Genomic DNA, 14296 nt, shown 5'->3' with positions numbered 1-14296 from the left:
CCCACCCCTTCCCATCCCGAACAGGACCGTGAAACGACTCTACGCCGATGATAGTGCGGATTGCCCGTGTGAAAGTAGGTAATCGTCAGGCTTCTTATGCAGTACGTCCAGAACCCCGGCTTCTCCAAGAGAGAGCCGGGGTTCTGGCGTTTATGTGCTTGAAAAACAGACTCACTGGCTATTCGCCAACACGTTCAGATCGCGCAGCTTGGCGCGACGAACAAACTGCCCCCGCAGCTGCCATCAAGCAGCCGCAGCACAGACGCAACGTCTGTCTGACGACAACCAAGGGCCGCAATGGCCCGCGCCTCAGTTCAATGTCTGCGGCGCACGCGCTCGAGCACATGATGCTCGGCGAGCCAGTGGTGCATCATGCCTTCCCCGTTGTGCTCCTTCCGATAGGCGCGCGATTCGAAAATCGACAGCCCCAACAGCACGAGCAGCCCGACAGCGAGGCCGGCGAGTCCGGCGATGGTTTCGGTATCCATGGCAGCCTCCTTGGGTTGCAGCCATGTCACCATCTTAGGACAGACGCGGCCAGGAAAAAATGATGGTGTTTGCGAACCGGCGCGTCACGCGCGCAGCCTGTACACTGCTGCGCGGCAACATTTTTTAGGGATTTAGATCGATGTCACGTGTCTGGCTGGCCATCGCAATGGCTGCACTGCTTTCGGCTTGCGCCGACAATTCGGCGAGCAAGCATCACGGTCCGCCGCCTCACGATCCGGCCGACTATCACGGCGTACCGACCGACGACCGGCCGCCCGTGATGATCGAAACGCCGCCCGCACAGTAATCTGCCCCGAGCAGGGCAGGGCAGCAGAGAAGGAAAGGGACGCGATGAAGCCAGGCGCCTCAAGCAGGCTTGAGGCGCTCAGCGAGCCATCGCGGGCTGAATCGCTCCCGTAATGCGCGGGACGAGCGGATAGAGCGTCAGTCCGCGCGCCGCCATGAAGATCAGCAGCGCGGCCCAGAGTCCGTGATTGCCGAACGGCGCAACGAGCGCCCACGAAGCGACGAGAAACACCAGCAACGAAATCGCCATCGCCTGCATGAGCTCGCGCGTGCGCGTGGCGCCGATGAAGACGCCATCGAGCAGGAAGCCCCACACAGAGACAATCGGCGAAAGCGCGGCCCACGGCAGGAAAGCGCGGGCGGCGGCGCGTACCGTCGATTGATCGGTGAGCTTGTCGATGATCCAGCCGCCGGTGCTCCAATAGCACAGCGAGAATCCGAGCGCGCCGAGCGCCGCCCAGAACAGATTCACTTTGACGGCCTGTCGGAACGCATGGCGATCGCGTGCGCCAATCGCTGCGCCGACCAGCGCTTCACTTGCGTGGGCGAATCCGTCGAGCCCGTACGCCATGAAGGTCTGGAAGTTGAGCAGCAGCGCGTTCGCGGCGAGGATCGCGTCGCCCTGCTGCGCGCCGAGGTGGGCGAACCAGCCGAACGAGCCGAGCAGACAGATCGTCCGCAAAAAGATGTCGCGATTGATCGCGACCAGCCGTTTGAGCGCCGCCGGTTCGACGGCCGTGCGCCAGTCGAGCGGCGCGAGTCCGCGCGGGCGCAGATGCCAAAGCACGGCTACGCCAAACACGAAGCCGACCGTATCAGCGGTCGCGGTCGCCGCGCCGATCCCGGCGATGCCCCAACCGAAGCCGTAGACGTAAGCCAGCACGGCCACGACGTTCACCGCATTGATCAGCACTTGCGCGACCAGCGCGATGCGCACGCGTTGAGTCCCCAACAGGTAGCCGAGCACGACGTAGTTCGCCAGCGCGAACGGCGCCGAGCCGATGCGCGCGTGGCTATACACGGTGGCGTTGCGCTGCACCTCGTCGCTTCCGCCGATCAGCGCGAGCGCGTAATGGATCAGCGGCGTCTGTACGAGCAGGATGAGCACGCCGATGCCGAACGCGAGCACCATCGCGCGCACGACGTTCACGAGCAGCGCAGCGTTGTCGCCGGCACCGTGCGCCTGTGCGACCAGCCCGGTCGTGCCCATGCGCAGGAAGCCGAAGCCCCAGAAGACGAAATTGAAGAAGAGGCCGCCGAGCGCGACTCCGCCCAGATCGGCGGCACGGCCCAAATGTCCGGCGACGGCCGTATCGACGGCGCCAAGAATCGGCTGGGTGAGATTGGCGAGGACGATCGGAAACGCGAGCGTCAACACGCGCCGGTGCCAGTTGCCCCGCGAAGGCAGGGAGGCGCTGTCGCTCAACTGCGTTCCTGCACGCAGACCCACGGCGAGACGACGACCGCCCACAACTCCGGCTTGCGATCGGCGAAATCAGCGGCCGTCTCGGCTTGCATGCGCTGCACGAGACCCGACGACAGCCATTGCGTCACGCGCGTGCCCTCGTCGTTTGCGATCGCCTCGGCGACGCTCACGAGGTCGAGGTCGCGCGCCACCGAAAGCAGCTTGCCTTGGGCGAAGAAACGCTCGAGATCCTGCCAGTCGATTTTGGCGGTTTCTCCGAGCAACTTGGCGTAGAGGGGGCTGGGTGTAGCGTTGTCGTTTTGGGTCATGATCGTGAGAATCGATTGCGGCCGATACTATAAACGATAGACGGCGAGGCGGCCTGGCGCTGCCGAACTGCGTCGCTCGGGCGTGCAAAGCCGCTGGCGCCGGCGTCTGTAATTCGTCTGATAAAAAGCCGGTAAATTAACGATTAACGCCTTATTGCGACGGCGCGCTCTGGAGAATGGCCGATTAATCGGACGAAAAGAATCCGGGCAATACACATAAAGCCCGATCGCCCGAAGCCATTTGGAAAGCGATATCGGGTGTTCCAAAAAACCAACTTCGGCGAATAATTGCATTCCTTTGTGCGTTGGGCCACTTAATGACTATCGGTGGCGCGCGGGTCGAAACTGCTCGCTGCGGTGCAGTGAAGGCGGTCCGTTCCGTCACTCGCGCGCGATTGATCAGTCTGTCGCAAAGTCCCGTCGCAAAAGGCTTTTCGGCGAAATGGCCGCTCAATCGTGCGCGCGCTGCAACGCGCATTTTTATGCGTGTAAGGCGGCGCTTTACAACATCGTTTCACCAGGGAAAGTCCGGGCGACACATAATCCGTGCGCCGCGACACATATTCGATCTAATTAAGTGATTGCGCGGGCAGGGTCGCGTTGATAGATTGCCATTCGGCGCATGGTAAACCGGTCCTTTGCCGATATGCGCCAAACCCCCGTTAGCCCGGCGCCACGCCGGGCTTTTTTTTGTGCGTTCTATTTCATTCGCCGCGAGCGTTAATCGAGTAAAACGACGCGGCGAATGAGAACGTTCAACGCGGCGGCAGATCGCGTGCCGGGTCGATCGAGCGCCCCTGGTAACGCAGCTCGAAATGGAGCATCACGCGATCGTTATCCGAGTCGCCCATCGCCGCAATCTTCTGTCCTTGCGCAACCGACTCGCCTTCCTTTACGAATAGCGCCTGATTGTGCGCATAAGCGGTGAGGTAATCGCCGCCATGCTTGATGATCAGCAGATTGCCGTAGCCACGCAGGCCGTTACCCGCGTAGACGACGGTTCCGGGCGCGGCGGCGACGATCGGCGTGCCGGGCGCATTCACGATGTCGATGCCCTTCGAGTTACGGCCGTCGAAGCTGCGAACCACCTGGCCGGCGGTCGGCCAGATCAGCGAAATGGACGAGGCGGGCGCGGGCGCCGGACCGGAGTTGTCAGGCGCCGATTCGCGAGGCGCGGCGGCCGTGGCACGCGGCGCGGTGCGTTCCGCTCCCGCCGCGGAACCGGCCGGCGGCGCGACACGCAACACCTGGCCGACTTCGATCGCATCGGGGTTCGACAGATTGTTCCAGCGGACGATGTTCGACACCGATTGCCGGTTGCCGCGCGCGATCTTGCTGACCGTGTCGCCGCGTTCCACGCGGTAGAAACCTGGGCCGACCGGTGCCGAGCCGCAGGCGGCGAGCAGCGCGACGAGCGCCGCGCACGCGAGTTGTCTGAATCCTCGTCTAAATCGTTGTGCCAATGTTGAACCTCGCAGGACGCCGTCGCGCGGTTCGACCGGAAGGCGGAACGCGGCGGCAAAACGTCTGATTTTAACGGTTTTGCCGCCGCGCCAGCGCGTTTCAAGCTGACGGGAACGGTGCGTCAGGCGAGCGCTTCGACGTGCAGACGCAGCGTCGCGGTTTCCGTCGCGCCAGGCGCGAGCCAGCGCAGGCCGAGCCCGTTGTGGATCGCGTCGGGCAGACCGAGCCACGGTTCGACGCAGTAGAAGTCCGAATCGGCAGCCTCCGTCCACGTCGTCACCGCGTACCAAGGCAGCGAATCGGGACGGTCGAGATCGATCGTGACCGCGCGCCGGAGGTCGGGCGTGACGAGGCGCACCGGGACCGAGGGCGGTGTCGGTTCGAGCACGTGAAAGCGGTCGATGATGCCGGCGTCGTCGAGACGATAGAGCGTCTCGCCACGCTCCGGCGCGCTGATCGAACCGTCCGGCAACTGATGACGGCGCACCGCAAGCGGCATCTCGAGCGTGCTTTGAGCGCGTTGCGCGTGCGGCAGCGCAAAGTAAAAGTGATGGCCCGCGTACCAGGGCAGCGGCGCGTCGCCGGTATTGGCGACGGTCAGCGAGACGTCGAGCGTGTGATCGTCGGCGAGCCGGTAAGCGGCCTCGAAGCGAAAGCCGAACGGATAGCCCGTGCGCGTCGCCGCCGAGTCGACGAGCGTCATGCGCACGCCTCGTCCGTCGTCGTCCACCTGCGCCGAAAACGGCAGGTCGCGTGCGAAACCGTGCATCGGCAGATCGCGCACGACGCCGTCGGCGTCACGCCAGCGGCCGATCTGGCCATCGACGAAATGGCGGCCAAGAAACGGAAACAGCAACGGATTGCCGCCGCGTACGCGCGCGGGCTGCTCCCAGTTCGCGTTGTCGGGCCAGCGGATGATCGCTTCGCCGCCGATGTGCCACGAGAGCAGGCGGCCGCCGGCCCACGGTGCGAAGCGCAGCGTGGAGACGCCGCTGTTGAGTTCGAGAAGGTCTTGCGGAGGGCGTGTTTCCATGGCCTGTCACTGAGTCGAGGTGAAGGAAAGGCCGCGCCGAAGCGGCGGCGGGCCGCGATTGCGCGATTCTGGCGCAATTCCGGTGCGATTCGCGTTGGTGCGCCGGATTGTGCGCCGCTTTCAGATGCGTGAAAACCCTCGTCGGGAAATCGTGGGTGTTGTGCAAGGCGGGCCGCCGCCATAATCGGCCTGAATGAATGTGCGATTTCGCACACTGCACGAGTGAAGGAGGGCGCGGAAAATGGATATCGCAATGGCCATGAGCATGGGACTGTTTAGCCTGTTCGTCGGGAGCAGCGCGTACTTCTTCTACAAGATGGCGCGTTAAGCGAAAAAACGCGCAAGCAGCGAGCCGCACACCGCGTGTGGCTTGCAGTTTTCTTTCATTTCGGCCGGCATTTGCCGGTTTGTTCCTTTCTGAAATGCGCGCGCTCGCTGCGCATTCCGTTCTGATCGCCGCTATTTTGTTGCGACGCGGTAACTTTTCCGACAAATGAGTCTTGACGCTTGGCGCTGCAATTCGGGCCAGGCATAATCGGTGCGCTTTGCCGCACTGTCCCCGCGATGGTCGGCGCCATGTCCAACCATTCCGAGGATCCGCGCGTGAGTCTCTCGTTTCTTTTCTTCCTGAGCGTGCTGCAAGGCGTCACCGAACTGTTCCCGGTCAGCAGCCTCGGCCACACGCTGCTCGTGCCTGCGCTGTTCGGCATGCATATCGACAAACACGCACCGCAACTGCTGCCGTTTCTCGTCGCGCTGCATCTCGGCACGGCGATCGCGCTGCTCTGGTATTTCCGTGCTCGCTGGGTCGCGCTGATCAGCGGTTTCTTCGCTTCGCTCGGCGGCCGCAAGAACGACGACGGCCACATGATGTGGGCGCTGATCATCGGCACGATTCCGACGGGCATCGTGGGTCTGGTGCTCGAAAAGCGCATCGAGGCGATCTTTCACGACCTGCGCATCGTCGCTGCCGCGCTGATGGTGAACGGCGTGCTGCTGTGGCTCGGCGACCGCCTCCAGCAGGCGCGCGCGCACCGCGCACCCGAAAAGCTCACGTTCCGCCAGGCGTTCCTGGTCGGTCTTGCGCAGATCGGCGCGCTGATTCCGGGTTTCTCGCGCAGCGGTCTGACGATGATCGCCGGTAACGCAGCGGGTCTCACGACCGAGAAGGCCGCGGAATTCTCGTTCCTGCTCGGCACGCCGATCATCTTCGCGGCGGGCGTGCTCGAACTGCCGAAGCTGTTCCACGCGCGCGACCAGTTGACGACGGCGCTCGTCGGCGGCGTGCTCACCGGCATCGCCGCGTGGCTGAGCGTGAAATTCCTGATGCGCTATTTCGAGGGGCGCGGCCGTCTGGCGTCGTTCGGCCTGTACTGCGTGATCGCGGGCGCGATTTTCCTCGGCTGGTTCGTGATGCATCCGCAACCTGCTTGATGGCGGGCCGTGGGCGGGACGTCCGGCTCGAGTCGAACGCGGTATAATCCACGCCCGTCTTCGGCCGCGCCCCGCGTTGGGCCGAAAATGCGCAGATTTTCCACGCGACAGTAGCTCAGCTGGATAGAGCATCGGCCTTCTAAGCCGAGGGTCGGGGGTTCGAGCCCCTCCTGTCGCGCCAAACAAAAAAAGCCCGCAATTTGCGGGCTTTTTTGCCATTCATCCGCGATCACCCGCGCGCGCCTCAACGAAACACCACGCCTCAAGCCGCCAACTTCATCTGCGCGACGATCACATCCCTCAACCTCGCGAGCCGTTCACGAAACACGAAGGGTTGATCGATACCCGCGATCCTGAGCGCCGGCGCACTCGCGCGTCCGATCACAATCGTGCCGAAGTCGAACAACGCGCCCACCGGTCCCTGACGCACATGCACGCGGCGCACATCGCCCAGCTCGAACGCGACGCTGCGCTGGCGCACGATGCCGAACGTCGCGATCACGCGCTTTCTCGTCAGCGCGAGTTGCGTCGTCAGCAGCAGGGCGATCGCAAACGCGAACAGCAACACGCCTGCGCCGAACAGCATCGCCGCCGAAAACATCGCGTCGCCGAGACAGCCCACCAGCACGCCCCAGATCATCAGCACGATGCCGAACGTGATCCACGGGCTCATGGCCCACATGCTGAGATGGCCCTCATAAACGACCCGCTCTCCGGGAGGCAGCACCGATTCGACGCGCACCATGTTTGATCTCCATTAAATATTGCCTAGTCAACTAATAACAGACTAGTGGATATGATGGAGTCATGACTGTGGTCAAAAGTCGCGTTAGAAATGCTGCTCAAAACGCGAATAAATCGCGCTAGATCAAAAAAGAGCGGGCAGCCACATGGCTGCCCGCGAAGAAAGCTGGACACCCTGATGTCCAGCGATCGATGGCCGTTGTCGATCAGCGCATCAACGTCTCAAAACATCAGAGCTTCAGGTCGAGCGCGTTGGTCAAATCGCCCATCGCCTGGCCGCCGTTGCTCTTGAGCGCGGCGTCGCGCGCGGTGAGGCCTTGCAGCGTCGGCAGCGAGAAGCGGCGCGTGATCAGGCGCAGGATCGACGTCGTGTCGTACTGCGTATGGTCGACGTAACCCTTCTTCGCGTACGGCGAAATGATGAGCGCCGGAATGCGCGAGCCCGGACCCCAGCGGTCGCCCTTCGGCGGCGCGACGTGATCCCAGAAGCCGCCGTTTTCGTCGTAGGTCACCACCACAACCATGTCCTTCCACTGCGGGCTCTTCTGCAGATGCGAAATCACGTCGGCGATGTGCTGGTCGCCGCTCGCCACGTCGGTGTAGCCCGCGTGTTCGTTCAGGTTGCCCTGCGGCTTGTAGAACGACACCGAAGGCAGCGTGCCCGCGTCGATCGCCTTGATGAATTCGCTGCCGTCCATGCCGCCGTCGAGCAGGTGAGCCGTGCGCGCGGCGGTCCCCGGCGCGTAGTTCGTGAAGTAGTTGAACGGCTGATGGTGCGGCTGGAAGTTCGGCGCCGTCATGTTCGCGCCGTAGATCACGTTCGAGGTGCTGTTCTGCACCGCGCTCACGGCCGCGCCCCATGCGCCGCCGTACCACGCCCACGTGACGTTCGCGTTCGAGAGCAGGTCGCCGATGTTCTGCGACGTCTGCGGCGGCATCGTCGAGGCGTTGTTCGGATCGGCGAGATTCGCGTCGCCGCCCGATGCAGCCGTGTTGCCGCTCGGCTGATACGGCGGCTGCATCGTGTTGACGGCGTAGAAGTCGGGCGTCAGGTTGCCCGACTTCACGAACTTCGGCACGCCGGTGAGCGCCGAAGCCGGCGAGTTCGAGGCGAGCGTGAGCGATACGCCATCGGCGTCGACGGTCGCGATCGTCGGCTGCGCGGTGGCCGTCGCGGCGTTCGCGTAGTACGGCGTGCATGCGCAGATCAGCCACTGGTGGTTCAGGAACGAGCCGCCGAACGCGCCCATGAAGAAGTTATCGGCGAGCGTGTATTGCTGCGCGATCTTCCAGAGCGGCAGTTTTTCGGCGCTGGTCGTGTAGTGGCCCATCACCAGGCCGCCCGAGTCGGCCCACGCGGCGAACATGTCGTTCTTGCCGCCGTGGATCTGCATCTGGTTTTCGTAGAAGCGGTGATAGAGGTCGCGCGTCGTCGTCGAGAGCGGGACGTTGAAGCCTTTCGGATCGTCGATGGCGAAGGGCGCGTTCGCCATGTTTTCCGTCATCGCCGCCGTGACGACGGGCGTCACGCCCGTTTGCGTCAGACCGTTCCAGACCGTCGGCAGCGTGGCGAGCACCGAGCCGTCGCGATCGAGCTGCTGCGCGCTGGCGGCCGTGACGTTCTGCAGGCCGTTGGCGCCGGGGAAGCTGCCGTACAGGTTGTCGAAGCTGCGGTTTTCCGCATAGATCACGACGATATTCTTCACCGACGAAAGACCCGGCTTGCTGTCATTGCCGCCGCAGGCCGCGACGGCCAATGCCGCCGCCGCCGCTGCGATCGGCGTCGCATAGAACCATTTTCTGTTGATCATTTTTTCTCTCTCGCGTTGGGGGCGCCGGGCGGCGAGCGCGGGAGTGACACCGGCCGTCGGGCGAGGCGCAGTGTCTCAGCGAAATTTGACAGCTAGATGTAAATAATTACATTTAGCTTTTTCAATCCCTCGATTTACGTAACGTTCAAATTACACTGCGTCATTTAAATGTAATGAACCTGACATACGCTTTCGCGACTTCGATGCGTTCCTTGGATGCATCGGTTTTCGCGGCAGCGCAGTGCGAGGGTCGACCGGATCGGTCTTCGCCGAAGTGCGCGCCGCACACCAGCTCGGGGATCAGTTCATGTGGCATCGTTCGGCGCATCGCGCGGCGCTTGAGGGCAGTCTTTCTGACACGCATTCGCAGACTCGCGCGCGCAAGCCGCGTAGTTTCGGGCGAGGCCGTTTGCTGATCGCGGCGGCGTTGTTGTCGATGCTGGCGGCCTGCGACGGCGGCACGCAAGACGCGTCTTCCGGAGCGGAGAACAAGGCAGAAAACGGCGCCAGCGCCCAGGACGCGCAAGCCCGATCGAAGGCCAATGCACCGGTCAACGGCGCGAAGCTGATCAAGATTTCCGCATCGACGGCTGCAACGCCGATCGCCCAACCGCACGCCCAGTCGCGCGCCGAGGTCTACGCGCAGGTGCGCCGCATGACGGCGCTCGGCAAGCAGATGTTCTTCGATCCGTCGCTGTCGGGCTCGGGCAAGATGTCGTGCGCGACCTGCCACAGCCCGAATCACGCGTTCACGCCGGCCAATGCGCTCGACGTGCAGATCGGCGGCGCCGACATGCATCGTCAGGGCATGCGCGCCGTCCCCACGCTCAAGTATCTGCAATCGGTGCCCGCGTTCGCCGAGCACTATCACGATTCCGACGACGAAGGCGACGAAAGCATCGACGCAGGTCCGACCGGCGGCCTCACGTGGGACGGCCGCGTCGATCATGGCGGCGACCAGGCGCGCATTCCGCTGCTGTCGTCGTTCGAGATGGCGAGCACGCCTGCGAAGGTGACGGCGGCAGTGCGTGCGGCGCCCTATGCGAACGCGTTTCGCGAGGCCTTCGGCGAGCATGTTTTCGACGACGACAACGCCACCTTCCAGGCCGTGCTGAAGTCGCTCGAAACCTTCGAGCAGGCGCCCGAGGTGTTCTATCCGTACACCAGCAAGTACGACGCGTATCTGGCGGGCAAGACCGCGCTCACCGCGACCGAATTGCGCGGCCTGCAACTGTTCAACGACGAGAAGAAGGGCAACTGCGCGAGCTGCCACATCAGCCAGCGCGCCAAGGACGGCGCGCCGCCGCAGTTCAGCGACTTCGGTCTGATTGCGATCGGCGTGCCGCGCAATCGCACGCTCGCCGTCAATCGCGATCCGCGCTTCTTCGATCTCGGCGCGTGCGGGCCCGAGCGCACGGATCTCGATCATCGCGCCGAATTCTGCGGCCTGTTCCGCACGCCGACGCTGCGCAACATCGCGCTCAAGAAGACGTTCTTCCACAACGGCGTCTATCACTCGCTCGAAGACGTGCTGCGTTTCTACGCGCGCCGAGACACGAATCCGCAGGAGTTCTATCCGGTGGTGAAGGGCAAGGTGAAGAAGTTCGACGATCTGCCGCGGCAATACTGGGCGAACCTGAACACGGACCCGCCGTTCGACCGCAAGCCCGGCGATGCGCCGGTGTTTTCCGACGCGGAGATCAAGGATGTGATGGCGTTTCTCGACACGCTCACCGACGGCTGGCAACCGCCGGCGCACTGAGCGCGCGCATGTGCGTGTGCGTGTGCGTGTGCGTGTGCGTGTGAGCGTGCGTTCGGCTCAGGACGCGACGATCAGCAGGCAGGTCGCCATCAGCGTCACGAACGACACCAGCAGGCAGATAAAGCCGCCGCGCACCGCGAACTCCGGCCAGGCCGGCATCTGATCGACGACGCCGAAGCTCAGGTCCGCCATCGCCGGATCGGTGCGCGGCGCCTGCGAATGATGGGCGAGCACCGCCATCAGGCCGATGCACAGCAACGCCAGGACGACGGCGCAGAGGCTCAGCGCGACGGTGTAAGTCATGACAGAAAAATCCTCGTATCACGTCAGTGGATGACAGAGGAATCGTAGAGCCGGGGCAGGCAGGCGGCTATCGGACCAATCCGAAAAACCGTGGGACGGACTGACGTGGAGCGTCGGACGAAAACAGGGCGCGTGCTATCCTTTTTGAGATCCAACGATTGCCCTACAAGATCGCTCTACAAGGAGAACATTCGATGTCGAAGTCGCCCCGAGTTCTGTCAGGTATTGCCGCCGTGTTGCTGTTCGCGTTCGGCGCGAACGCGCAGGCGGCCAATCTGGGTTTTCTGCATGACACGCCCGCATCGTGGATGAAGCAGGCGGACTACGATTCGCTCACGCACGCCGTGCGCGACGCGGTCGCCAACAAGGCGGACGGCGAGTCGTCGACCTGGAATAACGACGGCCTGCGCAACAGCGTCAAGATCGACGCGACCATCACGCCCACCAAGACCGAGAAGGACGGCAACAAGACGTGCCGCGACACGGACGTCGTCGTCAACGCGAAGGGCCAGACGATGACGCTGCGTCCGCAGTTCTGCCGCGAAGGCGAGGGTCAGTGGGTCTACCAGAAGCGGCACTGAGCGCGTGGTGAACGGCAAGACCGTGTCGTGCGGCATCGTGCTGCTCGACCCCGACGGCCGCGTGCTGCTCGCGCACGCGACCGGCACCGACCACTGGGACATTCCGAAGGGGCAGGGCGAGCCCGGCGAAACCGAGGTGCAAAGCGCGCGGCGCGAAATGGTCGAAGAGACCGGCATCGACGTGAGTGCGGCGCGGCTCGTCGATCTCGGGCGTTTCGCGTATCGGCGCGACAAGGATCTGCATCTGTTCGCGGCGCGCGCGCTGGCGAGCGAGAGCGATCTGTCGCGCTGCGTGTGCGTGTCGATGTTTCCGCGCCGCCACGACGGTGTGATGATTCCCGAGATGGACGCCTGGCGCTGGGTCGCGCCCGCCGACGTCGCTCAGTACGCGAGCCGCAGTCTCACGCGCCTGTTCAACACGGCGCTGTCGCTGGCGGAGCTGCATCGGCGGATCGAAACGGCCTGAGCCGGCCTGAGCGCATCGCGCGCCGCCGCCATAAAAAAAGCCCGCACGACAAACGTGCGGGCTTTTTCATTCGCGCGATGCTGCGCCGGCGGCCTTACTTGCCCCAGCTGTCGCGCAGACCGACGATGCGGTTGAACACCGGTGCGCCCGGCTTCGAGTCGTAGCGGTCGGCGACAAAGTAGCCGTGACGCTCGAACTGGAAGCGGTCTTCCGGCGCCGCGTTGCGCGCGCCCGGCTCGACGAACGCCTGAACGACGCGCTTCGAATCCGGATTCAGCGCTTCGAGGAAGTCGCGGCCACCGGCGTCCGGCTGTTCTTCGCGGAACAGGCGGTCGTAGAGGCGTACTTCGGCCGGCACGGCGTTGTCGGCGCTGATGAACTGGATCGTGCCCTTGACCTTGTAGTTGCTCGAGCCTTCGGTGCCCGATTTGCTGTCGGGGAAGTAGTTGCAATGCACGGCGACGATGTTGCCGTCGGCATCCTTCTCCGCGCCCGTGCATTCCACGACGAAGCCGTACTTCAGGCGCACCTTGTTGCCCGGGAACAGGCGGAAATAGCCCTTGGGCGGCGTTTCTTGGAAGTCCTCGCGCTCGATCCACAGTTCACGCGAGAACGTGAATTCGCGGACGCCGCGCTCCGGATGATGCGGATGCACCGGCGCGCTGCACTGCTCCGACTGGCCTTCGGGATAGTTGTCGACGATCAGCTTGAGCGGATCGAGCACGGCCGTCGCGCGCGGCGCCTTGTCGTCGAGGTCGTCGCGCAGCGCGCCTTCGAACACGCTCATGTCGATCCACGAATCGACCTTGGTCACGCCGATGCGCTCGCAGAACAGCTGGATCGCTTCGGGCGTGAAGCCGCGGCGGCGCACGCCGACGATGGTCGGCATACGCGGATCGTCCCAGCCGTCCACGTGGTTTTCGGTCACGAGTTGCAGCAGCTTGCGCTTGCTGGTGATCGCGTACGTGAGATTCAGGCGCGAAAACTCGATCTGTTGCGGCAGCGGACGCGTGAACACGCCGGCGTCGGCCAGTTCGTTGAGCACCCAGTCGTAGAGCGGACGGTGATCTTCGAATTCGAGCGTGCACAGCGAATGCGTGATGCCTTCGAGCGCGTCCGAAATGCAGTGCGTGTAGTCGTACATCGGATACACGCACCACTTGTCGCCCGTGCGGTAGTGATGCGCGAAGCGGATGCGGTAGATGACCGGGTCGCGCATGTTGAAGTTCGGCGACGCCATGTCGATCTTCGCGCGCAGTACGTGCGCGCCTTCCTCGAACTCGCCGGCCTTCATGCGGCGGAACAGGTCGAGGTTTTCGTCGACGGAGCGATCGCGGAACGGCGAGTTCTTGCCCGCTTCCGTGGCCGAGCCGCGGTTCGCGCGCATCTCTTCCGGCGTCTGGCTGTCGACATACGCCTTGCCGCGCTGGATCAGCAGTTCGGCGAATTCGTAGAGCTTGTCGTAGTAGTCGCTCGCGTAGAAGAGGTACTCGTGATCTGCCTTCTTCCAGTCGAAGCCGAGCCATGTGACCGCGTCGATGATCGAGTTGACGTATTCGACGCTTTCCTTTTCCGGATTGGTGTCGTCGAAGCGCAGGTGGCAGACGCCGCCGTAGCGCTGCGCCACGCCGAAGTTCAGGCAGATGCTCTTCGCGTGGCCGATGTGCAGATAGCCGTTCGGCTCCGGCGGGAAGCGCGTTTCCACGCGCTGCGCCCACTTGCCCGAGCGGTTGTCGTCGTCGATGATGTTGCGGATGAAATTGGATGCCGCAGGCGCGTCCGTGCGGTCGGCGTCTTTACGTTCGGTATTCATGCGAAAAGGGAAGTCGTTCGAGGGCGCGCCGCACATCGCACTGCACGTTGCAGGTCAACGTTGCAAGCCGGGCGCCCGGTGGTGCCTTCCATTCTACCTGACGCGCCCCACCGTGCCAGCCCTGGCGCCGGAGCGGGGCGCACAACGCCGCGAAGCAAGGAAAAAATGACGACGATCGACACACGGGTGCGGGTTTTGCCGGGCTACATGAACTCGGGGCCGGGTCACTGGCAGACGCGCTGGGAGGCCGCGCACGCGGGCTTCGCGCGCGTGGCGATGCCCGACTGGCTGCATCCGGACTGCGCGGCGTGGTGCCGTGCGCTGGAGGCGGCGCTGGCGGCCGAACCGCTGGGTGA

At 63.8% G+C, this 14296-nt stretch carries 16 protein-coding genes and 1 tRNA gene; 7 read left to right on the top strand and 10 right to left on the bottom strand.

All coding sequences use genetic code 11. The features are described from left to right. Positions 1-314: 314 nt before the first annotated feature. Complete coding sequence (locus G3N97_RS28600; protein WP_167371432.1) at positions 315-488, bottom strand: hypothetical protein; 174 nt, start codon at positions 486-488, stop codon at positions 315-317. A gap of 167 nt (positions 489-655) precedes the next feature. On the opposite strand from G3N97_RS28600, the gene G3N97_RS28595 reads away from it, so the two are divergent. After that, on the top strand, positions 656-796 hold the full coding sequence (locus G3N97_RS28595; RefSeq protein ID WP_205996346.1) for a hypothetical protein: 141 nt from the start codon (positions 656-658) through the stop codon (positions 794-796). Between the two features lie 78 nt (positions 797-874). Here G3N97_RS28595 and G3N97_RS28590 read toward each other — a convergent pair whose 3' ends face one another. The 5 genes from G3N97_RS28590 to G3N97_RS28570 form a co-directional block, all read right to left on the bottom strand. Further along, a complete protein-coding gene (locus tag G3N97_RS28590) occupies positions 875-2221 on the bottom strand; it encodes an MATE family efflux transporter (protein WP_205996345.1) in 1347 nt (448 codons plus the stop codon). Continuing rightward, complete coding sequence (locus G3N97_RS28585) at positions 2218-2529, bottom strand: DUF2288 domain-containing protein (protein ID WP_205996344.1); 312 nt, start codon at positions 2527-2529, stop codon at positions 2218-2220. The genes G3N97_RS28590 and G3N97_RS28585 overlap by 4 nt, the downstream gene beginning before the upstream one ends. A gap of 755 nt (positions 2530-3284) precedes the next feature. Then, the gene (locus G3N97_RS28580; protein WP_205996343.1) at positions 3285-3992 is read right to left on the bottom strand and encodes a peptidoglycan DD-metalloendopeptidase family protein; all 708 of its coding nucleotides are present in this window, start codon (positions 3990-3992) and stop codon (positions 3285-3287) included. Between the two features lie 122 nt (positions 3993-4114). Further along, the gene (locus G3N97_RS28575; RefSeq protein WP_205996342.1) at positions 4115-5026 is read right to left on the bottom strand and encodes an aldose epimerase; all 912 of its coding nucleotides are present in this window, start codon (positions 5024-5026) and stop codon (positions 4115-4117) included. A 383-nt stretch (positions 5027-5409) separates the two neighbouring features. Continuing rightward, positions 5410-5604, bottom strand: coding sequence for a hypothetical protein (locus tag G3N97_RS28570; RefSeq protein ID WP_205996341.1), 195 nt, complete (start codon positions 5602-5604; stop codon positions 5410-5412). Between the two features lie 25 nt (positions 5605-5629). Between G3N97_RS28570 and G3N97_RS28565 the strand changes: the two genes are divergently transcribed. Both G3N97_RS28565 and G3N97_RS28560 read left to right on the top strand, forming a co-directional pair. Continuing rightward, positions 5630-6460, top strand: a complete 831-nt coding sequence (locus G3N97_RS28565; protein WP_065057932.1) for an undecaprenyl-diphosphate phosphatase — start codon at positions 5630-5632, stop codon at positions 6458-6460. Positions 6461-6564: 104 nt separating this feature from the next. Further along, positions 6565-6641: transfer RNA gene (locus G3N97_RS28560), tRNA-Arg, on the top strand. An 81-nt stretch (positions 6642-6722) separates the two neighbouring features. Here the strand turns inward: G3N97_RS28560 and G3N97_RS28555 are convergent. After that, complete coding sequence (locus G3N97_RS28555) at positions 6723-7205, bottom strand: PH domain-containing protein (RefSeq protein ID WP_205996340.1); 483 nt, start codon at positions 7203-7205, stop codon at positions 6723-6725. 229 nt (positions 7206-7434) lie between these two features. Then, positions 7435-9015, bottom strand: coding sequence for an acid phosphatase (locus G3N97_RS28550; protein WP_205996339.1), 1581 nt, complete (start codon positions 9013-9015; stop codon positions 7435-7437). Positions 9016-9451: 436 nt separating this feature from the next. Between G3N97_RS28550 and G3N97_RS28545 the strand changes: the two genes are divergently transcribed. Continuing rightward, a complete protein-coding gene (locus tag G3N97_RS28545; protein WP_241030884.1) occupies positions 9452-10777 on the top strand; it encodes a cytochrome c peroxidase in 1326 nt (441 codons plus the stop codon). Between the two features lie 57 nt (positions 10778-10834). Here G3N97_RS28545 and G3N97_RS28540 read toward each other — a convergent pair whose 3' ends face one another. Further along, positions 10835-11080 (bottom strand): hypothetical protein, encoded by a 246-nt coding sequence (locus G3N97_RS28540; protein WP_205996337.1) that lies wholly within the window; start codon positions 11078-11080, stop codon positions 10835-10837. A gap of 194 nt (positions 11081-11274) precedes the next feature. Here G3N97_RS28540 and G3N97_RS28535 point away from each other — a divergent pair, with 194 nt between their 5' ends. Together G3N97_RS28535 and G3N97_RS28530 are read left to right on the top strand one after the other, a co-directional pair. Then, on the top strand, positions 11275-11661 hold the full coding sequence (locus G3N97_RS28535) for a hypothetical protein (protein ID WP_205996336.1): 387 nt from the start codon (positions 11275-11277) through the stop codon (positions 11659-11661). A 7-nt stretch (positions 11662-11668) separates the two neighbouring features. Beyond that, positions 11669-12127: an NUDIX hydrolase gene (locus tag G3N97_RS28530; RefSeq protein ID WP_205996335.1), complete on the top strand. Its 459-nt coding sequence runs from the start codon at positions 11669-11671 to the stop codon at positions 12125-12127. A gap of 94 nt (positions 12128-12221) precedes the next feature. On the opposite strand, the gene G3N97_RS28525 is transcribed toward G3N97_RS28530, so the two are convergent. Next, positions 12222-13940, bottom strand: a complete 1719-nt coding sequence (locus G3N97_RS28525) for a glutamine--tRNA ligase/YqeY domain fusion protein (RefSeq protein ID WP_110329558.1) — start codon at positions 13938-13940, stop codon at positions 12222-12224. 165 nt (positions 13941-14105) lie between these two features. Here G3N97_RS28525 and G3N97_RS28520 point away from each other — a divergent pair. After that, on the top strand, positions 14106-14296 hold a 191-nt coding region (locus G3N97_RS28520; RefSeq protein WP_205996334.1), incomplete at its 3' end, for an alpha/beta hydrolase.

Source organism: Paraburkholderia sp. Ac-20347, assembly GCF_017104805.1.
Taxonomy (GTDB): domain Bacteria; phylum Pseudomonadota; class Gammaproteobacteria; order Burkholderiales; family Burkholderiaceae; genus Paraburkholderia; species Paraburkholderia tropica.
The sequence above is the reverse complement of the archived record's forward strand: the minus strand, read 5'-3'. Positions and strand labels throughout refer to the sequence as shown.